Below are 25385 nucleotides of genomic sequence, written 5' to 3' on the forward strand. Positions count from 1 at the left end.
TCCGCGGACTGATCCGCCGGACGATCCGGCGGTTGAGTCGCGGCTTTGCTCAGCTGGCTTTGCGTCGGCAGTCCTCGCAGAGCCCATAAATTTCTACGGTGTGCTCCGGGTCGGTGAACCCATTTTCCGCGGCCACCCGCGCCGCCCAGCGTTCCACCGCCGGGGCGAGCACCTCAACGGTCTTCGAACACACCCGGCAGACCAGATGGTGGTGGTGCACCTCGGTCTCACAGCGCCGAAAACGCGCCTCGCCGTCACCGCTGCGCAACACATCGACCAGGCCATCGTCGGCCATCGACTGCAGCAGCCGGTATACGGTGGCCAGCGAGACCTTCTTCTGCGTGTCCACCAGCCAGCGGTGCAGTTCCTGAGCGGTGGCAAAATCGTCGACCTCGCCCAACGCCTCGGATACCGCGAGCCTCTGTTTGGTCACGCGGGTTTCTGGCTGCGTCATCTCGCTGCACCGTTCCTTCCTGAAAACTTTTTGGTCCGGGCCCGCCCAAGCGCGCCCTTAGAACCTCAATTTTAGCCAACTTCCCAGCAAGATCCGTGTCTGTGACTGGCCGAGGGCGCGCCGTCGGCCTAGGCTGAAGCTATGCGCATCACATTACGCGGGCATTCCGCCATTCACGTGGCCACCATCGACGGTTCGTTGTTGCTCGATCCGGGCGTTTGGTCCGAGCTTGCAGGGGCCTTCACCGGCATTAACGCGGTGCTGCTCACCCATCAGCATGCGGACCACGCAGATCAGCCACGGATTGTGAGCGCGGTGATCGAAAATTCGATGTTGCGCGTCTATGCGCCCGACGCGTTGGCCCGGGCCCTGCGTGCGGCGCTGCCCGGCCCGCACCAGGCGCAGATTACGACGGTACAGGCCGGGGACGACTTTGTGGTCGGCGGAATCCGCGTGCGCGCCTTCGGTGGCACCCACGCCACCATTCATAGTTCGATCGAGCTGGTGGCGAACCTCGGCTACCTGCTCGGCGAGAGCGAGCTCTTCCACCCCGGTGACAGCTATCAGGTGCCCATCGGGATTCGGCCGCAGGTGTTGGCGCTGCCGCTGATGGCCCCGTGGGCAAAAATCGCGGAGACCATGGATTTTGCTACCGCGGTGGGTGCGCCGGTATGGGTGCCGATCCACGACGGGCTGCTCAACGAGCGTGGCCGCAACCTCTTTGACACCCAACTATCGACCCGAGCCCAGGGCTCCGGCGCGAGGCTGCGCCGACTAGAGCCGGGCACCAGCTACGAACTTGCACAGATCGGAACGGACGCATGAAACCACTAATTTCGGCCTCCGAGCTGGCCGCACGGCTGGCCGAGCCCACGCTAGTGCTCCTTGACGTGCGCTGGGTGCTGGGCCGCACCGACGGCAAGGCGCACTATGCCGCGCAACATATTCCCGGCGCGGTGTTCGTCGACCTAGACACCGAACTGTCGGGGACCACCACCACCACGCATTCTGGCCGCCACCCGCTGCCAACGCCCGCAGAATTTGAGGCGAGCGCGCGCAGGTGGGGGATCGGTCAGGATTCCTCCGTGGTAATTTACGATGATTCCGGCGCGCTGGCCGCAGCCCGCGCCTGGTGGTTACTGCGCCACGCGGATTTTGACCAGGTGGCGGTGCTCGACGGCGGATTGGACGCGTATAAAGAGCTAGGCGGACAGCTGGCAAGCGGGGAGGAAAATAACCCGCCCGGGGACGTGCAACTCAGCTGGGGCGCCATGCCGGTGCTCGACTTTGCGCAGCTAGAGGGTTTTACCGGCACGCTGATCGATTCGCGCGCCACCGCCCGCTACCTGGGAATCGAGGAACCTATCGACCCGGTGGCCGGGCATATTCCCGGGGCGCGTAATCGGCCAACCACCGACAACCTCGACGCGCAAGCCAAATTTTTGCCACCCGCCGACCTAGCCCGCGCCTTTCAAACTCTGCAACAGGGCGCGAAAACAGCCGGGGATGACGCGCGGTTAGCCGCCTATTGCGGGTCCGGGGTGACCGCCTGCCACCAGGTGCTCGCCGGCGCCCAGGCCGGGCTTCAGATCGCGCTCTACCCGGGCAGCTGGTCACAATACTGTTCCTACCCGCAGGCGCCAGTCACCACCAGCGATGAACAACACCGTCACTAACCGAAAGGCCCTTTATGAGCACGCTCTTTAGCAAAATTATTAACGGAGACATCCCGGGACGCTTTATCTGGTCCGATCAGACCTGCGTCGCGTTCCTTTCCATCGGACCGCTGCGCGATGGCCACACCCTGGTGGTGCCGCGCGCGGAGATCGACGAATTTACCGACGCGGACGACGCACTGCTCACGCACCTGAACCTGGTGGCGGTGAAGATCGGCCGCGCGCAGAAACGTGCGTTTAATGCGGCGCGTGCCGGGCTGATGATCGCCGGTTTTGAGGTTCCACACCTGCACGTGCACGTCTGGCCGACCAATTCGCTAGCCGACTTTGACCTGTCCAACGCGGCGGTCAACCCGGATCCGGCACGCATGGATGAGAATGCGGCCACACTGCGCGCGGCCTTGCGTGAAGACGGCTACGCGCAGTTCGTCCCGGCCGACTAGGCGCACCCTACAGCGCCGCCAGCGAATCCTTAATCGCCTTGCGGATGCGCTTCTCGCTGACCGAATACGCGGTACCCAACTCTTGGGCAAACAGCGAGATGCGCATCTCTTCGAGCATCCACTTCACCTCGCGCAGCCCCGCCGGAGTGCGAGCTCCCTCGGGGACCTTGGCCAGCGCCGCGTCGTAGTCATCCTCTAATTTCTGGATCACCATCAGCCCGTGGCCATCCCTGGTCACCGCCCCGGAGGTGAGCTTGGCCAGACGTGATTCGATGCCTTCCAAATAGCGCGGCAAGCGCATCAGGTGGCCGGCCCCGGTTGCGGCGATAAACCCTGGGTAAATGAGCTGTTCCAGCTGCGAGCGAATGTCGCTGACCGCGGCAAACATCGCCAGCGACTTGGTCGACTTCAGCGCGGTGTGTACCCGGGTTGCGGAGCCAAACACCTTGGAAATGACCGCGGTGATCGCAAAAACTGTGTCGATTTGCTCGGCGCGCACCGTTTCAAACAACTTCTCAAATCCGGCACGATCCATCGGCAGTGCCTCGGGGACCAATTTGTCCACCGCGGCCATCGTGCAATCGGCGATCAGCTCATCGATTGAACCATGCGGATTTTGGCTAAAGGCCAGCCGCTCGGCATTATCCAGATGCCCGATGACAAACTTTGAGGCGGCCGGCAGGCGCAGCATCAGCAAACGGATAATTCCGCCGCGATGTGCGCTGTCGCGTTCGGCGGAGCTGCGATAAACGCTCAGGCTCACATCCTTGCCGGTATCCACCAACCCCGGATAAGCGGTAATTTCCTGACCCATCACGGTGGTGGTGACCTTTGTCGGCAGTACGTCCGCCTGAGTGTGCAGCGCCGGCCAGGCGGTTAGCCCATGCTGATCCCACTGGCCGGATGACTCGGATGACCCCGTGGCCCCCGCGGTTGCCGAGGTCTTGGGCCGCTTGGCGTTTTTGGCGCCCTGGGCAGGGTTTGCACCCTGGACATTTTTAGCCTTCGCACCAGCCGCGCCAGCCTTGCCAGCTTTATCAGCAGCCGGGGCCGCCGGTCGAGCGGAGCTAGGGGAGTTGACCCCACTGGCCAGCGCCGCCCGGTTCGCCGCCGCCAACTTATACTGCAACGCGGCCAGGTCATCGCCTCGTCCAAGCACCGTGCCGGCCGAGTCAACCACCTCAAAACCGAAGCGCAGGTGCGCTGGAAGCGTGGAAAAATCAAACACGCCCGGGTCCACCACAATGCCGCCCAAACGGCGCAGCACCAGCGCTAAGGATTGCGCCAAATCGTCGCTGTCCGGGTCAAAATCGGCCTCCAACATGGTGAGCGCACGGCCGGCCACATCGGGAGCCGGAACAAAGTTCTTGCGAATCGCCTTGGGCATCGAACGAATCAACGCGGTGATCAGTTCGTGGCGCAGCCCCGGGATCAGCCAGCTAAAACGTGCCGGATCCAACTGGTTTAAGAACACCACCGGAACCTGCAGCGAGACGCCGTCACCCTCGGGCCCGGTAGCCGCCGGGTTGTACTCATAAGACAGCGGAAGCGCGATGGAACCGTGGGACCAGGTGCGCGGGAACGCGGTCTCATCCAACTGATCTGCATCCGAGGCAAGCACCGCCGCCGGATCAAAGTCCAGTAGCCCAGGATCGGCGGCCGCCGCACGCTTATACCAGCGGTCAAAGTGCCGCTCGGAGACAACATTTTCGCCCAGACGCGAGTCGTAGAAGTCGAAGAGGTCCTCATCGCTAATGCGCAGGTCATGACGGCGCATCCGGGTTTCGAGCTCTTCAACTTCGGCAAGCACCGCCCGGTTGCGGGCGAAGAACTTGTGGTGGGTACGCCAATCGCCCTCTACCAGGGCGTGGCGGATAAACAGTTCGCGGGCCAGCGGCTGATCCACCCGCCAGTAGTGCATGCGACGCTTGGCCACGATCGGCAGCCCGAAGAGCGTGACCTTCTCGTAGCCCATCACCGAGCCCATTTTTTTGGACCAGTGCGGCTCCGAATAACTGTGCTTGAGCAGATTCGGCGCGAGTTCCTCCACCCAGGCCGGGTCGATGACCGCCGCGGTGCGCGCCCACAGCCGAGAGGTTTCCACCAGTTCGGCGGCCATCACCCAGGTCGGTGACTTCTTAAACAGGGCAGATCCCGGGAAGATCGCGAAGCGCCCGCCACGTGCCCCCTGGTAATCGCGTTTGCGTTCATCATAGAGCCCGATGTGCCCCAGCAACCCGGCCAGCAGCGACTTGTGGACCTGATCCTCGTTCGCCGCCGGGTCAATCGGTGCGGCGGCCACGGTAATCTGCAGCGACTTGGACAGCTGGCGCAGCTGGGTGAACAGATCCTGCCACTCGCGCACCCGCAGGTAGTTAATGTGTTCGGACTTGCACAGCCGGCGAAACGCCGAGGAAGACAGCTCTTTTTGCTGTTCTTGGAGGTAAGCCCAGAGGTTCAGCAGCCCGATGAAGTCCGACTTTTCGTCGGCGAAGCGCTTATGCAGCAGCGCGGCTTTTTCGCGCTGCCCGGTGTCTTCGCTGGGTCGTTCGCGCGGATCTTGGATGCTCAGCGCGGCAGCCAGCACCATCAGTTCCTTAGCCACCGAACGGTTCGCGGATTCCAAAATCATCCGGCCCAACCGCACATCGAGCGGAAGCAACGCGAGTTTGCGTCCCACATCGGTCACCACCGCGCGCTTGTCTTCGCTCAGCGCCCCGAGCTCGCGCAGCAGGTTCACCCCGTCGGAGATCGCCCGCGCGTCAGGCGGCTGCACAAAACCGAAGTTTGAAACCTCGGCGGCGGTGGCCACCACACCCATCGAAATCATTTGCAAGATGACACTTGCCAGCGAGGTGCGCAGAATTTCCGGGTCGGTAAATTCCGGGCGCGACTCGAAGTCCGCCTCGGAGTACAGCCTGATCGCGATGCCCTCCGAGACACGCCCACAACGCCCCGAACGCTGATTAGCGCTGGCCTGGGAGACCCGTTCGATCGGCAGGCGCTGCACCTTGGTGCGGTGGCTGTAGCGCGAGATGCGCGCGGTGCCGGTGTCGATCACGTACTTGATGCCGGGCACCGTCAGCGAGGTTTCGGCCACGTTGGTCGCCAGGATGATGCGCGGCGCGGCCCCCGGGTGGAAGACCGCATGCTGTTCGGCCAGCGAGAGCCGGGCGAACAGAGGTAACACCTGGTAGCGCGGCAACTTTTTGTTTGCCACCACCAGCGCGCGTAACGCGTCGGCGGCATCGCGAATTTCGCGCTCCCCGGAGAAGAAGATCAGGATATCCCCGGGCGCCTCGTTTGCCAGCTCACGCACCGCGTCGGTGACCGCGTCCAACGGATCACGGTCATCTTCGAGCGAAGTAGTGTCCTCGTCGGATAATTCCTCGGTGGATGCCTCCAGCGGACGGTAGCGGATTTCGACGGGGAAGGTACGCCCGGAAACCTCGATGATGGGCGCGGGGTCAACCTCACCGGAGTCCAGGAGTGTGCCAAAGTGTGTGGCAAAACGTTGTGGGTCGATGGTCGCGGAGGTGATGATGAGTTTAAAGTCCGGCCGTTTAGGCAGAATTTCTTTCAGGTAACCGAGCAAAAAGTCGATGTTCAGGCTGCGTTCGTGCGCCTCATCGATGATGATCGCGGAATACTTTTTGAGCAGCTTGTCGCGCTGGATTTCTGCCAGCAGGATGCCGTCGGTCATCACCTTCAGCTGCGTTTGGCGGGAGACTTCGCCGGTGAAACGCACGTGGAAGCCCACCTCGTCGCCGATCTTGGTGCCCAGCTCCTCGGCGATGCGCTCGGCCACGGTGCGTGCGGCGAGGCGGCGCGGTTGGGTATGCCCGATCATGCCATTCTGTGCCAGCCCGAGTTCCAGCAGCATTTTGGGTAGCTGCGTGGTTTTACCGGACCCGGTCTCGCCGGCGATGATCACCACCTGGTTTGCGCGGATCATCTCGATGATGTCCTCGCGACGCGCGGATACCGGAAGGGTTTCGGGATAAGAAATGCTGATGGCCATGATGATCCCATTCTATGGCCCGATGCTCAGCAACGCCGACTTCGGGCACCGCAGGCCGTGCGAGGCCCCCGCTCGCGGGATAAACCGTTGATTTGTGTCACATTTGCGGGGCTGTCAATTTTTCGTTCCGTCCAGTGTCCCGCGCCCAGTTTCGCGAACGAAGATACGGATTTGCCTTAGGATCGGCGCAAAGCGTGCAGTTGTGCGCGTTAGGGGGCGATTGTGGGGTTAAACGTCTTTACTCACCTCGGGTTTGAAGCCTAGGTGAGGTCGTTCACATGTAAGATCGTGGGTAATCACCTGCACGTGGTTCGGGTAGTTCCCGCTCCGGTTCGTCCTCGCTGACGGGCCGGTTACCGAATCGGTCGGGCATGGGGACATCACTCGCATATGGGAACTTGTTGAAAGGAACACCATGAAGAGCTTCACCGCTTTGAAACTTGTTGCACTTGCCGCCTCCGGCGCGCTGGCACTGACCGCTTGTGGCGGCAGTACCGGGGAGGAAGCCGCAGGCAACGGCGCCGCTGCGGAGGGTCCGGTCAAGATCGGCACCATCCAGTACGTTTCGCACCCGTCACTGGACGCAGTCACCAAGGGCTTCAAAAAGGGTATGGAAGAAGCTGGGTACACCGGCGACAAGATTTCCTACGACGACAACAACGCCCAGGGCGATCAGGCCACCAACGCCTCGATCGTCGGCAAGCTCGCCTCAGATTCGGACATCGATCTGGTTCTCGCGATCGCCACCCCATCGGCTCAGGCTGCGGCGCAGTCGATCACCAGCATTCCGGTACTCTTCTCCGCCGTCACCGATCCAGTGGACGCGAAGCTGGTAGCTTCCAACGAGGCACCGGGCGCAAATGTCACCGGCACCTCGGACAAGAACCCGGTGAAGGAACAGCTAGAACTGCTCAAGCAGATCTCCCCAGACGCCAAGAAGGTCGGCATCGTCTACTCCTCGGGCGAAGCGAACTCCGCCGTTCAGGTCCAGTGGGCCAAGGATGCGGCCGCGCAGCTGGGCCTAACCATCGAAGAGTCGGCAATCTCCGCTCCCTCGGAAGTACAGCAGGCGGCTAACTCGCTAGACGTCGACGCGTTCTACGTGCCCACCGACAACGCCGTAGTTTCCGCGTTGGAAGGCCTGCTGCAGACCGCACAGACCAAGAAGATCCCGGTGATCGCCGCCGATGGTGATTCGGTCAAGCGTGGCGCTACCGCCACCTTCGGCATCAACTACGAGAAGCTCGGCGTGCAGACCGCAAAGATGGCAGACAAGATCCTCAAGGGTGAAGCAAAGCCTGCCAGCATGCCGGTAGAAACGCTGACCGAGGTTGACCTGTACCTGAACGAGACCGCAGCGAAGAAGATCGGCCTTGAATTCCCAGCGGAGCTCAAGGATCAGGCGATCGAAACCTACTAGGGCTTTAGCACTACCCACCATCGAATGAGGCGAGGCGCGAGAAATTAACGCCTCGCCTTCTTCGTGACCTATGAACTTTCTTACCACTCAAGGATCCACAAATGATCACAGCGGTTGAACTCGGGCTGATTTACGCGTTGATGGCGCTCGGGGTATATCTGACGTTCCGCATTCTGGACTTCCCGGACCTGACCGTCGACGGCAGCTTCACCACCGGTGCCGCGGTCGCCGCGGTAGGCATCGTGAACGGAATGAATCCGTGGCTGGCCACCGCGTTGGCCTTCTTGGCCGGCATGGTCGCCGGGGCGATCACCGGTCTGCTGCACACCAAGGGCAAGATCGACGGCCTGCTCGCCGGTATTTTGACGATGATCGCGCTCTATTCGATCAACCTGCGCATTATGGGCAAGGCAAATACACCGTTGCTGGGCGAAGACACGCTGATCAGCCCCTTGCGTGCGGCCGGAATTCTCGGCTCTGCCAGCTCGGTACTGATCCTCTTCGCCGTCGCGTTGCTCTTTGTGGCCGCGATCGTCTGGTTTCTGCACACCGAGATGGGCATGGCCATGCGCGCCACCGGCGATAACCACGAGATGATCCGCTCCTTCGGTGTCTCCACCGACAACCAGAAGATCCTCGGCCTGGCATTGTCTAACGGTTTTGTGGCGCTTTCCGGTGCGGTGATCGCCCAGTACCAGGGCTTCGCCGACGTGGGCATGGGTATCGGCGTGATCCTCATTGGTTTGGCCTCGGTGATCGTCGGTCAGGCAATCTTCACCCAGCGTTACATTTGGCTGGCCGCGGTGGCCGTCGTCTTCGGTGCGGTCATCTATCGCCTGGTCATCCAGTTTGCGCTGGTCGCCGGCCTGGAGGTCAACGACATGAAGCTGATTTCTGCGGTGCTGGTGGTCGTTGCGCTGCTGCTTCCCAAGTGGAAGGGCTTCCAGAAAATTATGAAAAACTTCAAACGCAAGGACTCGGACGCCGAACCGATCACCGAAGAGGTGCGCAGCAATGCTTGAAATTAAGAACCTGTCACGGACCTTCTTCCCCGGAACGGTCAACGAGCGCAAGGCGCTCCGCGATATCAACCTCTCGCTGGGCTCCGGCGAATTTGTCACCGTCATCGGCTCCAACGGCGCCGGTAAATCCACGGTGCTGAACATGGTCGCTGGCAAGCTGTACCCGGACACCGGTTCGGTCACCGTCGACGGTAAAAACGTCACCCGGATGGCCGATTACCGCCGTGCGAAGTACATCGGCCGGGTCTTCCAGGATCCGATGGCCGGCACCGCGCCGACGATGAGCATCGAAGAGAATATGGCGCTGGCTCACGCCCGCGGCCGATTCCGTGGACTGAGCATGGGAGTGAGCGCCAAGCGTCGGGAGCTGTTCGTCGAAGAGCTCAAGTCCTTGGAGCTCGGGCTGGAAAACCGGCTGAAAACCAAGGTGGGGCTGCTCTCCGGTGGTCAGCGTCAGGCGCTGAGCCTGCTGATGGCCACCTTCTCGAAGCCGAAGATCCTGCTGCTTGACGAGCACACCGCGGCGCTTGATCCGCAGCGTGCGGCGCTGGTTTCCCGGCTGACCAACGAGATCGTGCAACGCCACCGGCTCACCACGCTGATGGTCACCCACAATATGGAGCAGGCGCTCGCGCTGGGCACCAGGTTGATCATGATGCACGATGGGCAGATCATTCTGGATCTGGACCAGGAGGCGAAGTCCGCGATGACGGTCAAGGGGCTGCTCGGCGAGTTCGAGAAGATCAAGGGCGCGCAGCTCGATGATCGCACGATGCTTCAGTAAGGTCGCTTGGGTAGTTTTGCCCGTGCAGTAGTGCTAGCCGCCGGTGTTCCCTTCGTTTGACGGGATTCACCGGCGGCTTGCTGCGTTAACCTGCCGATCTTTGGGTTGAAGGCGCCGCGCCGTACTACTGTGGAAGTCGAAACCGCTGGGCCAGAACAAGCACGGCAGGCCGGGCAGATCAAGCAAGGGCAGACAGGCGAGGGTAGATGGCACGCACACAGATTCCGGTCATCGGGTTAACCGGGTATTTAGGCGCCGGAAAAACCACGCTGCTCAACCATTTGCTGCGCACTCCCGGCGCCCGGATCGGCGTAGTGGTCAACGACTTTGGGGTGATCAACGTCGACGCGGGACTGATCACCGGGCAGGTGGATGCCGCCGAGTCGATCGCCGGCGGCTGCGTGTGCTGTCTGGATGACTCCGGGGGATTAGACCAGGCGTTGGCCACGCTTGCGGCCCCTCGGCTGCGACTGGATGCGATCATCATCGAGGCCAGCGGGGTGGCCGAACCCTTGGCGCTCGCCCGGCTGATTCGTTTCAGTCAGGCAAAAAATGTGCGCCCCGGCGGGCTGATCGAGGTGGTGGACGCGGCGAACTACTTTGACACGGTGGATACCCACGATCAACCACCTGCACGTTTTGAAGCCGCCTCGCTGTTGGTGCTGAACAAGATCGACCTGCTCGAGGGCAGCGAGCAAGACCACGAGGCTCAGCTGGCGCGCATCGCGGCGCGGATCGCGCTACGTAACGGGCAGCTGCCATTGATACGAGCCCGGCGTGGGGCGATCGACCCGGATCTGGTCTTCGATGTGGCCCTGGCAGAAGATCCCGAGGATCAGCTACCGCTGGGCGCACTGCTGCGCGCCGAACATGGATCGCACACCCACCAGCATGCGGCGGCGGTGACGGTGGACGCGCCGGAGCCGATTTCCGCGAGCGCGCTGGTCGATCTGCTTGAACGCCCGCCGTCCGGGGTGTACCGGTTGAAGGGAATTGTGCCGGTGGCTACCGCGCGTGGCGCAAAGTGGTGGGCGGTGAATCTCACCGGCCGGCAGATCCATGTGGCCAGCCATCGGGCCAGCGATCGGGCCAGCAACCAACCGGGGCTGGTGGCCATCGGTGTGGGGATCGATGAACAGGCGGTGCGCGCGGTGCTGGAAACCGCGGTGCAACCAAGCGGGGCGGCGGATGCTGCGGGAATGCGTCGGTTACAACGCCACGCACGGCTCAGCGCCTAGCCCAGCCGGGTGCAACCGGGTGCAGCGCGGTGAGATCTGGCGGCAGCGCGGTAAGATCGGGCGCTGGAAAAGGGTAAAGAAAAAGGCCCCGCAGCGACGCGGAACCTTTTTGCTGGTGCCCCTGAAAGGAATCGAACCTTCGGCCTTCTGCTCCGGAGGCAGACGCTCTATCCACTGAGCTACAGAGGCGTGTTGCTAAGCAACAGGAAAAATACTATCAGGTGACCGCGGCATCTGCGCAATCCATCCGGGCCGCACGCGGCGGTCAAATGCCTACAGCATCACAAGCGGTTATGTCATGAATGCCTAAGAAGCGCACGAAAAACCGCTATTCTTGTACGGTGACTCCTGAAGAACTCTCCGCTGCCATATCCGCATGCCTTTCGCAGGCCGTAGCCGCCGGCGAAATCGCCGTCGAAGTACCCGACACCGTACGCGTCGAGCGACCCAAAAGCCGTGAGCACGGCGACTGGTCCACGAACATCGCGCTGCAACTGGGCAAGAAGGCGTCCATGGCGCCGCGCGACTTCGCGGCCATGCTGGTGCGACGACTTTCCGAGGTTGAAGGCATCGGCGGCGTAGAGATCGCCGGGCCTGGCTTCCTGAACATCACCCTTGATACCGCCGCGGCCGGCGAGCTGGCGCGCACCATCGTGGAGGCGGGGGAGAACTTCGGCCACAACCAGGCGCTGACCGGTCACGTGGTGAACATGGAATTTGTCTCCGCGAACCCCACCGGACCGCTGCACATCGGCCACACCCGCTGGGCCGCGCTGGGCGATGCGATCGCCCGCGTACTTCGCGCTTCTGGCGCACAGGTCACCAGCGAGTACTACATCAACGACGCCGGCAACCAGATGAACGTGTTCGCGCGTTCGGTCTACAACCGCATGCACGGCCTGCCGGTTCCCGACGGTGGATACCCGGGCGAGTACATCAAGGAGCTGGCGGACATTGTGCTGCGCGAAGCTCCACAGCTTGCCGAGCAGGACGAGAAAACCGCGCTGCCAACACTGCGCGAACTTGCTTACACCGCGCAGCTGGCAGATATTAAGTCCACGCTGGCAGACTTCGGCGTGAACTTCGACGTCTTCTTCTCCGAAAGTGCCTTGCACGATGGCGGGGCGGTGGCTGACGCGGTGGCACGCTTGCGCGCACAGGGCCACATCTTCGATCTGGAGGGCGCGGTCTGGCTGCGCACCACCGACTTCGGCGATGACAAGGACCGCGTGCTGATCCGCGCGAATGGCGAACCAACCTACTTCGCCGCCGACGCCGCGTACTACCTGTCCAAAAAGGATCGTGGCTTCAGCGAAAAAATCTACCTGCTGGGTGCCGATCACCACGGGTATGTGAACCGGCTCAAGGCCATCGCCGCCTGTGCGGGGGATGACAAGGACAAAAACATCGAGGTGCTGATCGGACAATTGATCAGCGTTAATGGTGCAAAGCTGTCCAAGCGTGCCGGCAACATCATCGAGCTGCGCGATCTGATCAACTGGATCGGTGCCGACGCGCTGCGTTACTCGCTGGCGCGCTACCCGGCCGATTCGCCGATCGCACTGGACCCGGAACAGCTGAAGAAGAACACCAACGACAACCCGGTCTTCTACGTGCAGTACGCTCACGCACGCTCCTTCGGCGCCTCGGCCAACGCGCAGGCCAAGGGTGTGACCCGCGCATCCTTCGACGCCTCGCTGCTCACCGATCCGAGCGAAAACGAATTGTTGGCGGTGCTCGGCCAGTTCCCTTCGGTGGTTGCCGGCGCCGCGCAATCACGCGAACCACACCGCATCGCCCGCTACCTCGAACAGGTCGCCGGCGCGTACCACTCCTGGTATGCCGCCACCCGCGTCACCCCGCTGGGGGACGAGCCGGTGCAAGAAGTACACCACACCCGGTTGTGGCTCAACGACGCGACCACCCAGGTTTTGGCCAACGGACTGTCACTGCTGGGCGTCTCCGCGCCCGAGAGGATGTAATTTTATGACCGCTTCACCGCTGGCTCCGGCCTGGCTCTCTTTCCCGACCGACGTCAACGCCCTGCGCGAGATCCAGTGGGCCGCCGGGGTTTCCCGGGATCCCGCCGGTGAGCTTTCGGTGCAGGGGCTGGGCGTGAGCGCCCTCGCCAAGGAATTTGGGACGCCGCTGTTTGTCATGGACGAGGATGACTTCGCCGCGCGCGCCCGGGGTTTTAAGACCGCGTTCGACGCAGCGTTTAAGCAGCTGTGCGGGGGCGTCGACGTGTACTACGCCGGCAAGGCGTTTTTGTGCACCTCCGTGGCCCGCGCCGTGATCAACCAGGGCTTGCGCCTGGACACCTGTTCGGGTGGCGAACTTGCCGTGGCCGCGGCCGCCGGGGTGCCGGGGGCCAAGCTCTCGCTGCACGGCAACAACAAGTCGGTCGCTGAAATCACCCGGGCGCTGAACATGGGTGTGGGGCGCATCGTGATCGACTCGCTCGATGAATTAGAACGCGTGATTCTGATCGCCACCGAACTTGGGGTGAGCGCACCGGTGATGCTGCGGCTGACCCCCGGGGTGCACGCCTCCACCCATGAGGCGATCGCCACCGCGCACGAGGACCAGAAGTTCGGGCTCTCCATCCAGCCCGGCGCCACCGGTACCTCGCCGGCCATGCAGGCGATCGCCCGCGCCATCGAAGCCCCTGCCATCAGCCTGCTCGGTTTGCACGCGCATATTGGCTCACAAATTTTTGAGTCCGACGGTTTTGCGATCGTCGCCCGCACGATGCTGGGCATTGTGGCCCAGGTGCGTGAAATCCATTCGGTGAGCCTGCCCGAGCTGGACCTAGGCGGCGGTTATGGCATCGCCTACACCGAGGCGGACACCCCCTCCACCCCGACGATCCTTGCCGGGCAGATGGCCGAGGTGGTCGCGCAAACCTGTCAGGAACTCGCGCTGGATTGCCCGCGCATCTCGATCGAACCGGGACGTGCGATCGCAGGCCCCTCGACCTTCACCCTGTACGAGGTGGGCGTGCGCAAGGACGTCAACGTCGAGGATGGTTCCGGGTCCACAAGCCCGCGGCGCTATGTGTCGGTGGACGGCGGGATGAGCGACAACGCCCGCCCGGTGCTCTACGACGCGGATTATTCCGCGGTGCTGGCCAACCGTATGACGCAAAACGACGCGATTATTTCTCGCGTAGTTGGGAAACACTGCGAGTCAGGTGACATAGTCGTGAAAGACGTTTACCTGCCCGACGACGTAGCCGCCCAAGATTTGCTGGCGGTTCCGGGCACCGGAGCCTATTGCTGGGCGCTGTCTAGCAACTACAACTATCTGACCCGTCCGGCGGTAGTTGCGGTGGCCGACGGCGCAGCCCGTTTGATCGTGCGCAGGGAAACCGAATCCGATTTGTTGGCCCGTGACATGGGAGTTTAAGTGAGCGGTGAAAAAAGCCTGAAGGTCGCACTACTAGGTTGCGGCACGGTGGGTGCCCAGGTGGCACGAATCCTGATCGAGGACGGTGGCGCGCTGGCGGCCCGCAGCGGCGCCAGCTTGGAATTGACCGGGATTGCCGTGCGCAACCTGGAAGCCAAGCGTGATGTGCAGCTCGACGCGAAGCTCTTCACGCTCGACGCCGAGGCGCTGATCGATTCCGCCGACGTGGTCATCGAACTGCTCGGCGGGATGGAACCGGCCGGGGCGTATATCGAACGTGCGCTGGCCCGCGGGGCGAGCGTGATCACCGGTAATAAGGCGTTGATCGCCGCCCGCGGTGCCGCGCTCAACGCCGTGGCCGCGTCCACCGGCGCGCAGCTGCGCTACGAGGCAGCGGTGGCCGGCGCAATTCCGATCCTGCGTCCGATCGCCGATTCGCTGGCCGGAGACCACATTAACAAGGTCATGGGCATCGTCAACGGCACCACAAACTTCATCCTCGACGCGATGGATTCCACCGGTGCGGCCTTTGACGACGTGCTCGCCGAAGCTCAGGCGCTGGGTTATGCCGAGGCCGATCCCACCGCCGACGTGGGCGGGCTCGACGCCGCCGCGAAGGCAGCAATCCTCGCCTCGCTGGCCTTCCACACCACCGTCTCCTCGGATCAGGTGCACACCGAAGGCATCACCGAGGTGTCGGCCGCCGACGTTACTGCTGCCGCCGCCGCCGGATATGTGATCAAACTTCTGGCGATCGCGGAAAAGCTTGAGGCGGGCATTTCCGTGCGCGTGTACCCGTCGCTGATCAAAAGGGATCACCCGCTGGCCTCCGTACGCGGCGCGTTCAACGCGGTGTTTGTGGAGGCAGAAAACGCTGGCGACCTGATGTTCTATGGCGCCGGCGCCGGGGGAAACCCGACCGCCAGCGCGGTTATGGGCGATGTTGTTGCGGTGGCCCGTCAGCTCTCTGCCGGGGCCCCGCTGCCTCATGGTTCGGCTGATAGCGCGGCGCAGTTGATCGATTTCTCCGCGATCAGCACCCGCTACTGGATCGGTTTGACCGTTTTTGACGAGCCCGGGGTGCTCGCCCGGATCGCTGCGATCTTTGGCGAACATGGGGTATCGATCGAATCCATGAACCAGCAGGCTGCGCTCGGCGACGGTCCGGCCGCGCTGCGCATCCTCACCCACCAGGGCACCGAAGCCGCTCTGGCCTCCACCGTCGCCGCGCTGAAGGCGCTGGACGCGGTGGACACCGTTCTATCCGTAATGCGAGTTGAAGGAAACTAACATGGCTCATCAGTGGCGTGGAGTCATCCGCGAATATGCCGACCGTCTGCCGGTCGATGAGAACACCCAAGTGGTCACGCTGGGCGAAGGTGGCACCCCGTTGGTCTTCGCCCCGGCGCTTTCGCAGCTCACCGGTTGCCAGGTGTACCTCAAGGTTGAGGGGATGAACCCCACCGGGTCGTTCAAGGACCGTGGGATGACGATGGCGATGACCGCCGCGGTGGCCGCCGGCGCGAAGGCTGTCGTCTGCGCTTCCACTGGTAACACCTCGGCCTCCGCCGCCGCCTACGCCACCCAGGCCGGGCTCAAATGTGCGGTGCTGGTCCCGGAGGGCAAAATCTCCATGGGAAAAATGTCCCAGGCGATCGCCCACGGTGCGGACATCATCCAGATCGACGGCAACTTTGATAACTGCCTAGACGTCGCGCGCAAGCTCAGCGAAAGCTACCCGGTGTTCCTGGTGAACTCGGTGAACCCGGCGCGCATCGAAGGCCAGAAGACCGGCGCCTTTGAGGTCGTCGACTTTTTGGGTGACGCGCCGGATTACCACGTGCTTCCGGTGGGTAACGCCGGCAATATCACCGCCTACTGGAAGGGCTACAAGGAGTACGCCGCTCCCTACACCAACCAGGCCGGGCAGGTGCTCGACGCGGTGTCCAGCAAGACCCCGATCATGTGGGGCTTCCAGGCTGCCGGGGCCGCCCCGATCGTGCTAGGTCACCCGGTCACCGAGCCGGACACCATCGCTACCGCCATTCGCATCGGCAACCCGGCTTCCTGGGAACAGGCAGAGGCGGCGCGTGATGAATCCGGCGGACTGATCGACTCGGTCACCGACGAAGAGATCCTTGCCGCACACCGCTGGCTCTCGGCGCGTGAAGGCGTGTTTGTGGAACCTGGTTCCGCCGCCGGGGTGGCAGGTCTGATCAAGCACCAGGCCGCCGGCAACGTACCGACCGGCAAGAAGATCGTCATCACGGTCACCGGCCACGGCCTGAAGGACCCGAACTGGGCCCTGCAGAATCCCGACGGCAGCACCGTAGAACCCACCAAGGTCGGCTTCGACGTGGTGGAAGTTGCCACCGCATTGGGCCTGTCCTAACCATGAAGTTCCGGCCCGCCGGGTCCTTAAAAAGGGCGCGGCGGGCCGAGTACGACCACCGGCATTTTCTCCCAAGCGCTAGCGCGCGAACCTCGAAGGAATCATGACGCAGCAGATCGCCCTGGGCCAGCAGATCATCGTGGCCCCACCGGCCACCAGCGCAAACCTCGGACCGGGTTTTGACTCGCTAGGTCTGGCCCTGGAATACCGCGACCGGCTTACCATCCGCACCGCGCAGCACAGCCGCGTCACGCTGCTCGGCGAGGGCGCGGACACCCTCCCAACCGATGAGTCGCACCTGATCATCGCGCAGATCCATAATTACTGGAAGGCGCGCGGTTTTGCGCCGGTGGGCATCGAACTGCACGCGGAGAACAACATCGCTCACGCCCGCGGTATGGGATCCTCCGCCGCGGCCATCGTCGCCGCTTTTGCCGCCGCCGACGCGCTGCTACCGGCGTCAGCCCAAGGTGGGATTGACGCGATTTTCCAAGCTGCCGCCGCCTGGGAAGGACACCCGGATAATGTGGCGCCGGCGGTGTTCGGGGGATTGAGCATTTCCACGACCAACGCCGATGGAAGCTTTAGCTCCGTGCAGGTTCCGCTGCACCCTGCGGTGCGCGCGGTGCTCGCGGTGCCATCTAACGGATTGTCTACCGAGGCCGCGCGCGGGGTGTTGCCCGCCCAGATCGAACATGCAAAGGCCGCCGCAAACTCCGCCAGCGCCGCCTTGCTGATTCACGCGCTGAGTAACGACCCGGCCGTGCTTTTGGCCGGTACCCGTGACTACCTGCACCAGGATTACCGGGCGGTGGCGATGCCGCAAAGCGCGGCGTTGCTCGCGGCTTTGCGCGAAAATTCCTTGGCCGCGGTGATTTCTGGTGCCGGGCCGACGGTGCTGACCTTGGTCGCCGACGAGGCCGGCGTGCAGGCCGCACGCGCGGTCATCGAGTCCTTCGCCACAGATTCTTCGGTGCAATGGGACATCAAAGTGCCTGCGTTGGCATCGAACGGTGTTACAGTAGAAGTGCTGTAACACTCAAGGCAGACCGGATTGCTAAGCGCACTGCGCTGTAGCGAATCCACTTGGCCAGTGTTGACCGGAGGAAACGCGGGTTCCGCAATTCTCTTCGTCCAGCCCTTCCGGATCTTTTCTGCAGTTCACAGCACCCTTGATACCCCTTTTTTGTGCACGCTTGTGCCCGGAGGTATCTACCCATTAAGTCCAGCGTTCGCCTCAGGCATTCTATGTGCCGTGAGCGGCTTGGACGGTGTCACAACCACTGTTTACCGGCGGTGGCACCTCATATAAACGGCACAGTGGGTCTGTTTGAACCAGCCCATCCTACGAGTCAGAAGGAACTTTCGTGACCGAAACCACAAGCCTCAACGAAGGCGTGGACACCAAGACTTCCGAAACCAAGAGCGCCGGCCTGGCCTCTTTGAAGATGACCCAGCTCCAGCAGCTGGCCTCCCAGCTCGGCATCACCGGCGGCTCGCGCATGCGCAAAGCCGACCTGGTGAAGTCCATTGGCGATCATCAGCGTGGCGGCTCCATTGCCGCGAAGGACGCAGCTAAGGAATCGGCTAAAACCGCTTCGGCACCTGCCACCCAGCAGACCGAAACCGCACAGGCTCCGGCGAAGTCCGAGACCAAGGCACCGGCCAAGGCCACCCGCGGTCGTCGGGCACCGAAGGCAGCCGAAGCGCCAGCAGCAACCGAAAACGTTGCCGTGACCGAAGCCCCGGCCCCAGCCGCGCAGCAGGCCGAAAAGCCTGTGCGCGCTCGTCGCACCTCGCGCCGCGTGACCGATTCGGGCAAGATCAACGCTCCGGCATCGGCCGAAAACACCGAAGCTGCCCAGGCGTCACAGGCACCGCAGACCGAGCAAGCGCCACAGGCTGACGCAGAGCCGGTTCGCGCTACCCGTCAGCGTCGTAATTCACGCGCCAAGGTTGAGCAGCCAGAAACCAGCGAAAACACCGGCTCTGAGGCGCAAGCCCCAGCTGAGCAGGCTACTTCGAACGGTGCTGCCGAGACCGAGCAGTCCGGTGAGGCACGCGATGAGCGTCGCGAACGTGGCAACCGTCGCGATCGCAACTCGAACCGTCGTGAACGTAATAACGACCGCAACAACGATCGCAATGCTGATCGTAGTGCTGAGCGTAACGACGAGCAGGGCGGCCAGGATTCCGAGGATCGTTCCAACGATCGCAACGATCGCAATGATCGCAACGATCGCCGTGAGCGTTCCAACGAGCGTCGTGAGCGTAACAACGACCGCAACAACGATCGTAATAACGACCGTAATGCTGAGCGTAACGATGAGCAGGGCGGCCAGGATTCCGAGGATCGCTCCAACGATCGCAACGATCGCCGTGAGCGCTCCAACGAGCGTCGTGAGCGAAACAACGATCGTAATGAGCGCAACGAGCGAAACAACGATCGTAATGACCGCAACGAGCGTACCAACGATCGTAACGATGAGCAGGGCGGCCAGGATTCCGAGGACCGCTCCAACGATCGCAACGACCGTAATGCAGAGCGCACCGAGCGTAACCGCAACCGTCGCGAGCGCAACCGTAACGACCGCAATGATCGTAATGATCGTGGGGACCGTAACGATCGCAACGATCGTAATGATCGCAACAACCGCAACCGTCGCAACCGCCGCGATGACCTGGACGAGCCACAGCTGAGCGAAGACGATGTCTTGCTGCCGGTGGCAGGCATCCTGGACGTGCTGGAGAACTACGCGTTCGTCCGCACCTCCGGCTACCTGCCAGGTACCAACGACATCTACGTGACCCTGGGCCAGGTGAAGAAGTACAACCTGCGCAAGGGCGATGCGATCGTCGGCGCCGTGCGTGCTCCGCGTGATGGCGAGACCCCGAACCCACGCCAGAAGTTCAACGCGCTGGTGCAGTTGACCTCGGTGAACGGCAAAAAGCCTGAAGACAATATGGAACGCGTCGAGTTCAACAAGCTCGTTCCGCTGTACCCGACCGAGCGCCTGCGCCTGGAAACCGATCCGAAGCTGGTCGGTCCTCGTGTGATCGACCTGGTCGCTCCGATCGGTAAGGGCCAGCGTGGTCTGATCGTGTCGCCTCCAAAGGCCGGTAAGACGATGATCTTGCAGGCTATCGCGAACGCGATCACCGTCAACAACCCAGAGGTGCACCTGATGATGGTGCTCGTGGACGAACGTCCCGAGGAAGTCACCGACATGCAGCGCACCGTCAAGGGTGAGGTTATTGCCTCCACCTTCGACCGTCCGGCCGATGACCACACCACCGTCGCGGAGCTCGCCATCGAGCGTGCCAAGCGCCTGGTGGAAATGGGCATGGACGTCGTGGTCCTGCTGGACTCGATGACCCGCCTGGGCCGTGCCTACAACCTGGCAGCCCCTGCCTCCGGACGTATCCTGTCCGGTGGTGTGGATTCGGCCGCGCTGTACCCACCGAAGCGTTTCTTCGGTGCCGCACGTAATATCGAAAACGGTGGCTCGCTGACCATCTTGGCTACCGCACTGGTGGAGACCGGGTCCAAGATGGACGAGGTCATCTTCGAGGAGTTCAAGGGCACCGGCAACATGGAGCTACGCCTCTCGCGCAAGCTCGCCGACAAGCGCATCTTCCCAGCGGTCGACGTCAACGAGTCGAGCACCCGCCGTGAAGAGCAGCTGATGAGCGCCGAAGAGGTGCGCATCATGTGGCGTCTGCGCCGGATGCTCTCGGGCATCGAACCACAGCAGGCACTGGAAGTACTCACCGGAAAGATCCGCGAGACCGGATCGAACGCTGAATTCTTGATGCTGGTCAACAAGACCACCCCGACCAAGGATTAGCACCGCTGACCGCCATGGCGTTCAGGCAGTTGGCATTCACGCCGACCGCCTGGACGCCATCGGCGCGTCACACCACTTAGACTTTGACTTAGAGTCCGCGACACACGATCCGTGAGCCGGGCACCGCAGAACAGGAAGAACAGCGATTATGTTTGAATCCGTCAAGACGCTACTTCAGGAGCACGCCGCGATTCAGGCGGAGCTCTCAGACCCAGCGGTTTACGCCGACCAGGCTAAGGCCCGCAAGCTCGGCCGTCGCTCGGCGCAGCTCAACGGTATCGTCGACGCATATAACCGCTGGAAGTCGGCGACCGAAGATCTGGAAACCGCCCAGGAAATGGCCGACGAGGACCCGGATTTCGCCGAGGAAGTCGCGAGCCTGCAGGTCACCTTGCCGGAGCTGGAAGAAAAGCTTCGCCGGCTGCTGATCCCACGCGACCCCAACGACGCACGCGACGTGATTCTAGAGGTCAAGGGTGGCGAAGGCGGCGACGAGGCGGCGCTGTTCGCCGCAGACCTGCTGCGCATGTACACCCGTTTCGCCGAGCACAAGGGCTGGAAGGTGGAGATGATCTCCTTCAACGAGTCCGATCTGGGCGGCTACAAGGACGCCCAGGTGGCGATCAAGGGCAAGTCGAATGATCCGGCCGAAGGCGTCTACGCGCAGCTGAAATTTGAGGGCGGCGTGCACCGCGTGCAGCGCGTGCCGCAGACCGAGTCCCAGGGCCGCATCCACACCTCGGCCGCCGGCGTGCTGGTGCTGCCCGAGGTGGACGAGCCCGAAGAGGTCGACATCCACGCGAACGATCTGAAGGTCGACGTGTACCGTTCCTCGGGCCCCGGCGGGCAGTCCGTGAACACCACCGACTCCGCGGTGCGCCTGACCCACTTGCCTACCGGCATCGTGGTGGCCATGCAGAACGAAAAGTCGCAGATCCAGAACCGTGAAGCCGCGATGCGTGTGCTTCGTTCGCGTTTGCTGGCCCACCAGCAGGCCATCATCGACGAAGAGAACTCGGCCGTGCGTGCCAGCCAGATCCGCACCATGGACCGTTCCGAGCGCATCCGCACCTACAACTACCCGGAAAACCGCATTGCCGATCACCGCACCGGGTACAAGGCGTACAACCTTGACGCGGTGATGGACGGCGAATTGGCGCCGGTGATCGAATCCTGCATCCAGATGGATGAAGAAGAGCGCCTGGCAGCGCTGGGCGAGCAGTAAGCGCCAGCGGATTCTTGTGGAGCAACTGAATACCGCCCGGCGCACCGCCGCCGCGCAACTTAGCGAAGCGGCGGTTCCCTCGCCGGGTGTTGATGCGGACCTGTTACTGAGTTTTGTGACCGGCGATAGCCGTGCGGAGCTCAAACTGCGCGAACTGCGCGGGGAGAGCCTCACCGAGGGGCAGTACGCACAATATCTGGACCTTGTGAATCGGCGTGCGCAGCGTATTCCGTTGCAACACCTGACCGGTGAAGCGTATTTTCGCTACCTGACGCTGAAAGTTGGCCCCGGGGTCTTCTCTCCGCGTCCGGAAACCGAAACCGTGGTGCAGGTCGGACTGGACTTCCTCGGCGATGTACAAGGTTCACGCTGTGTAGATTTGTGTTCGGGCTCCGGGGCGATCGCCGCGGCGTTGGCCACGGAACTTAGATCAGCACAGGTGTGGGCGGTGGAACTATCCGACGAGGCCATTAGCTACACCCGCGCAAATTGTGAGCCCTATGGGGTCACCGTGCTTCATCAGGACGCCTCGGCGCTACCGCCGCAGCTGCACGGCAGCATCGACCTGGTGATCTCCAACCCGCCCTACATTCCGCCTCATGCGGTGCCACGCGAACAAGAAGTGCGCGAGCATGACCCGCAGATGGCGCTCTACGGTTTGGGCGAGGACGGGCTGCAGATCCCGCGCTTAGTTTCCGCGGAAGCCAAACGCCTGCTGCGCGGCGGGGGACTCTACGTGATGGAACACGCCGAGGTGCAAGCCGCAAGCGCCGCGGCCATGCTGATCGAACTCGGATTCACACAGGTTACCGGACACCTTGACCTCAGTGGTCGTCCGCGAGCCACCAGCGCGCTGGCCCCGCTGACCTAATAACCGTTCAACGCATGAAAGAATAAACCCGTGAGCACAACATACTTGGTTAGCACCGAAGCGCAGCGCGAGGCAGCGATCGCCGCAGCAAAAGCCACCTTAGGTGAGAAGCGTTGCATCGTGCTGCCCACCGATACCGTGTACGGGATCGGCGCCGACGCGTTCAGCCCTCAGGGGGTAGCGATGCTGATGGCGGCCAAGGGGCGCTCACGAAATATGCCACCTCCGGTGCTGATCGCACAGGTCGCCACCATGGATGGGTTGGCCCGCGACATCCCCGATGACGCGCGCAAACTTGCCGACGCTTTCTGGCCCGGTGCGCTGACCCTGATCCTGCCCGCTCAGCCCTCGCTGACCTGGGATCTGGGGGAGACCCGCGGCACCGTCGCGCTGCGTGTACCCAACGATGAAACCGCGCTAGAACTTTTGCGCGCCACCGGACCGCTGGCGGTCTCCTCGGCAAACCGCACCGGTCAGCCGGCTGCCACCACCGTAGAAGAGGCCATCGCCCAGTTGGGTGACAGCGTTGAGGTGTACCTCGACGGCGGCTCGCGTGCCACCGACGAGGCGGAAAGCACCTTGCCCTCGACCATCGTCGATGCCACCGGGAACACCCTGGTGGTGGTGCGCGCGGGAGCGATCAACATCGATGAGCTGCGTGTGGTAGTGCCCAATATTCTCCCCGCGAAGCCTGACACGCCGAATCAGGACGCATGAGAAGCTACGTCGTACTGATCGCGTTTAGCTTCGCGACCGCATTTTTGCTCACCCCGATGATTCGTTCGGTGGGAGAACGTTTTATCCGCGGACAACTGGTGCGCGAACGCGACCAACACCAGGCACCGATCGTCAAATTTGGTGGCCTGGGCATCATGATCGCCTTCGGCGCGGGACTCTGGCTGGCCAGCCAACTGAGTTTCTTCTCCGGGGTCTTTGAGAACTCGGACCCGCTGCGTGGAGTCGGGATCGCGCTGATCCTGATCGCCGTGCTCGGCCTCTGGGACGATGTCGGAGATCTGCGCTGGTACTATAAGGCCGCCGGCCAGGTGGTGATCGGCATCGTGATCGCCGCGCATGGGCTAGTGATCCGATCCTTGCCGGTAGGTACCTGGCGAATCGAAGAACCGTGGGTGCAAGGCGCCCTCACGGTCTTTCTGGTCGTGCTGACAATGAACGCGATCAACTTCTCCGACGGGCTCGACGGACTCGCCGCCGGGCTCGCAGCCATCGGCGCTGCCACCTTCTTTATCTACTCCTACATCCTGGCTACCCATGTAAGCGCCGATGACTACGCCAATGTCGGCGCGCTTCTTTGCGCATTGTTACTCGGCGCTTGTTTGGGATTCTTGCCACATAATTTTAACCCCGCGAATATCTTCATGGGGGAGACCGGGGTGCTCACCATCGGGCTGATTCTCTCGGTCTCTGCAATTGCCGTCACCGGAGACGTGCAGGGGCTGGACGCGCACCGCTTCCGCAACGTGCCGGCCTATATGCCGATGGTCTTGCCGATGGTGATCGTCTTCTTGCCGGTGCTCGATCTGAGCCTGTCGGTGGTGCGCCGGCTACTCAACAAGCGCTCACCGTTCTCACCTGACTCCAAGCACATTCACCACCGGATGCTCTCCCAAGGCCACTCAGTGCGCAAAAGTGTGGTGTTGCTCTATGTTTGGGCCGCTTTGGTTGCTGCCACGGTGGTTTTGATCGCGTTCATCCCGCTTGCGGTGTTGATCCCAATCATTGTAATTCTGGTCATTGGCGCCGCTTTGCTGACCTGGTGGCCGTTGGTCTCGGTTCGTTTTGTGAATCTGCGAAGAAGGCTTGACAAGTAATTCCCAAGCAATCAGTTTCTATCTCGTGTAGAATTCATTACGGATCATCTCCCAAGTAGTTTTATACTGCGCGGGGGTAATGAGTTTCATCAGCATTATTCGGTTGCAGATAGATCTTTGACAGCGAACTAGAGGGAGAGTGCGGCCATGAATTCACATTCGGCTCGCGTTGTCGTCTCTGCCGCTCCGAAATCCATCTGGCTACCAATTCTTGGTATCTCCATGCTGTACTCGTTGATCGCAGCGGCCGCATTTTTCCTGATTTCGTGGTTGTTTGCAGATTTGCGATATGCACTGTCCGGGGCTTTAGCTTACGGCTTAGTGATCGGCTTTTTCGCCGTCAGCATTTTGATTGCTGAGGCCGCCGGACGATTCCGCAGCACGTGGGCCATGCCCGCGTTTCTGGGAACTTTCGTCATCAAGGTATTTGGTATTGCCTTCTTGCTGTTGAACCTGGGATTGCCTGACTGGGTCAATCGACAGGGATTCGTGCTTGCAGCTGCAGTCAGCCTCGTTGCCTGGCAGACCGGTGAGATTCGTGCCTTTATGAAGACACGTCTTGCCATCTACAACGAAGCATAGACATAGTGCCACCAGTCTTTAGGTCTGGGGCGAGCTGTGAGTTTGATAAGCTTACTACGGGTCATTTTTGGTGGGTTGCTTAACGGTGATCGGCCGTCTATGACTGGCATCCTTGGGGCAACCTGAGGATGGCACTTCATCAGCGTCGATGCGTTTCGCAAAAACTCCG

At 62.2% G+C, this 25385-nt stretch carries 20 protein-coding genes and 1 tRNA gene; 18 read left to right on the plus strand and 3 right to left on the minus strand.

Annotated elements, in window-relative coordinates; translation table 11 throughout:
- Window positions 1–49: 49 nt before the first annotated feature.
- A complete protein-coding gene (locus CIK74_RS11820) occupies window positions 50–454 on the minus strand; it encodes a Fur family transcriptional regulator (protein WP_096256419.1) in 405 nt (134 codons plus the stop codon).
- Between the two features lie 141 nt (window positions 455–595).
- Between CIK74_RS11820 and CIK74_RS11825 the strand changes: the two genes are divergently transcribed.
- Genes CIK74_RS11825 through CIK74_RS11835 form a run of 3 tightly spaced genes read left to right on the plus strand, consistent with a single transcriptional unit; the run spans window position 596 to window position 2573 of the window.
- Complete coding sequence (locus CIK74_RS11825; RefSeq protein WP_096256420.1) at window positions 596–1279, plus strand: MBL fold metallo-hydrolase; 684 nt, start codon at window positions 596–598, stop codon at window positions 1277–1279.
- Window positions 1276–2130 carry a sulfurtransferase gene (locus CIK74_RS11830; RefSeq protein ID WP_096256421.1) on the plus strand — a complete coding sequence of 285 codons (855 nt, stop codon included), beginning with the start codon at window positions 1276–1278 and terminating at the stop codon, window positions 2128–2130. Before CIK74_RS11825 ends, CIK74_RS11830 begins: the two co-directional genes overlap by 4 nt.
- A 14-nt stretch (window positions 2131–2144) precedes the next feature.
- The gene (locus tag CIK74_RS11835; protein WP_096256422.1) at window positions 2145–2573 is read left to right on the plus strand and encodes an HIT family protein; all 429 of its coding nucleotides are present in this window, start codon (window positions 2145–2147) and stop codon (window positions 2571–2573) included.
- Window positions 2574–2580: 7 nt separating this feature from the next.
- Here CIK74_RS11835 and hrpA read toward each other — a convergent pair whose 3' ends face one another.
- Window positions 2581–6594, minus strand: coding sequence for an ATP-dependent RNA helicase HrpA (hrpA, locus tag CIK74_RS11840; protein ID WP_096256423.1), 4014 nt, complete (start codon window positions 6592–6594; stop codon window positions 2581–2583).
- 415 nt (window positions 6595–7009) lie between these two features.
- Between hrpA and CIK74_RS11845 the strand changes: the two genes are divergently transcribed.
- From CIK74_RS11845 to CIK74_RS11860, 4 genes are all read left to right on the plus strand, one after another.
- Window positions 7010–8014 (plus strand): ABC transporter substrate-binding protein, encoded by a 1005-nt coding sequence (locus CIK74_RS11845; protein ID WP_096256424.1) that lies wholly within the window; start codon window positions 7010–7012, stop codon window positions 8012–8014.
- Window positions 8015–8115: 101 nt separating this feature from the next.
- Complete coding sequence (locus CIK74_RS11850; protein ID WP_096256425.1) at window positions 8116–9036, plus strand: ABC transporter permease; 921 nt, start codon at window positions 8116–8118, stop codon at window positions 9034–9036.
- Window positions 9029–9820: an ABC transporter ATP-binding protein gene (locus tag CIK74_RS11855; RefSeq protein WP_096256426.1), complete on the plus strand. Its 792-nt coding sequence runs from the start codon at window positions 9029–9031 to the stop codon at window positions 9818–9820. Before CIK74_RS11850 ends, CIK74_RS11855 begins: the two co-directional genes overlap by 8 nt.
- Window positions 9821–10026: 206 nt before the next feature.
- Complete coding sequence (locus tag CIK74_RS11860) at window positions 10027–11058, plus strand: GTP-binding protein (RefSeq protein ID WP_096256427.1); 1032 nt, start codon at window positions 10027–10029, stop codon at window positions 11056–11058.
- Between the two features lie 113 nt (window positions 11059–11171).
- Here the strand turns inward: CIK74_RS11860 and CIK74_RS11865 are convergent.
- Window positions 11172–11247: transfer RNA gene (locus tag CIK74_RS11865), tRNA-Arg, on the minus strand.
- Window positions 11248–11399: 152 nt separating this feature from the next.
- Between CIK74_RS11865 and argS the strand changes: the two genes are divergently transcribed.
- From argS to CIK74_RS11920, 11 genes are all read left to right on the plus strand, one after another.
- Window positions 11400–13040 carry an arginine--tRNA ligase gene (gene argS / locus CIK74_RS11870; protein ID WP_096256428.1) on the plus strand — a complete coding sequence of 547 codons (1641 nt, stop codon included), beginning with the start codon at window positions 11400–11402 and terminating at the stop codon, window positions 13038–13040.
- A 4-nt stretch (window positions 13041–13044) separates the two neighbouring features.
- A complete protein-coding gene (lysA, locus tag CIK74_RS11875) occupies window positions 13045–14466 on the plus strand; it encodes a diaminopimelate decarboxylase (protein ID WP_096256429.1) in 1422 nt (473 codons plus the stop codon).
- Entirely contained in the window at window positions 14467–15756 is a 1290-nt protein-coding gene (locus tag CIK74_RS11880; protein ID WP_096256430.1) for a homoserine dehydrogenase, read from the plus strand.
- A 1-nt stretch (window position 15757) separates the two neighbouring features.
- Window positions 15758–16858, plus strand: coding sequence for a threonine synthase (thrC, locus tag CIK74_RS11885; RefSeq protein WP_096256431.1), 1101 nt, complete (start codon window positions 15758–15760; stop codon window positions 16856–16858).
- Between the two features lie 103 nt (window positions 16859–16961).
- Window positions 16962–17894, plus strand: coding sequence for a homoserine kinase (gene thrB, locus CIK74_RS11890; RefSeq protein ID WP_096256432.1), 933 nt, complete (start codon window positions 16962–16964; stop codon window positions 17892–17894).
- Window positions 17895–18225: 331 nt separating this feature from the next.
- Complete coding sequence (gene rho / locus CIK74_RS11895) at window positions 18226–20706, plus strand: transcription termination factor Rho (protein WP_096256433.1); 2481 nt, start codon at window positions 18226–18228, stop codon at window positions 20704–20706.
- Window positions 20707–20854: 148 nt separating this feature from the next.
- Entirely contained in the window at window positions 20855–21931 is a 1077-nt protein-coding gene (prfA, locus tag CIK74_RS11900; protein ID WP_096256434.1) for a peptide chain release factor 1, read from the plus strand.
- 16 nt (window positions 21932–21947) lie between these two features.
- Window positions 21948–22802: a peptide chain release factor N(5)-glutamine methyltransferase gene (gene prmC, locus CIK74_RS11905; protein WP_240520533.1), complete on the plus strand. Its 855-nt coding sequence runs from the start codon at window positions 21948–21950 to the stop codon at window positions 22800–22802.
- 30 nt (window positions 22803–22832) lie between these two features.
- The gene (locus CIK74_RS11910; RefSeq protein ID WP_096256436.1) at window positions 22833–23519 is read left to right on the plus strand and encodes an L-threonylcarbamoyladenylate synthase; all 687 of its coding nucleotides are present in this window, start codon (window positions 22833–22835) and stop codon (window positions 23517–23519) included.
- Window positions 23516–24634 (plus strand): MraY family glycosyltransferase, encoded by a 1119-nt coding sequence (locus CIK74_RS11915; protein WP_096256437.1) that lies wholly within the window; start codon window positions 23516–23518, stop codon window positions 24632–24634. The genes CIK74_RS11910 and CIK74_RS11915 overlap by 4 nt, the downstream gene beginning before the upstream one ends.
- Window positions 24635–24781: 147 nt before the next feature.
- The gene (locus CIK74_RS11920; RefSeq protein ID WP_096256438.1) at window positions 24782–25216 is read left to right on the plus strand and encodes a hypothetical protein; all 435 of its coding nucleotides are present in this window, start codon (window positions 24782–24784) and stop codon (window positions 25214–25216) included.
- Window positions 25217–25385 lie beyond the last annotated feature (169 nt).

It is taken from the genome of Glutamicibacter sp. BW77 (assembly GCF_002332285.1).
In the GTDB taxonomy this organism is placed as follows: Bacteria; Actinomycetota; Actinomycetes; order Actinomycetales; family Micrococcaceae; genus Glutamicibacter; species Glutamicibacter bergerei.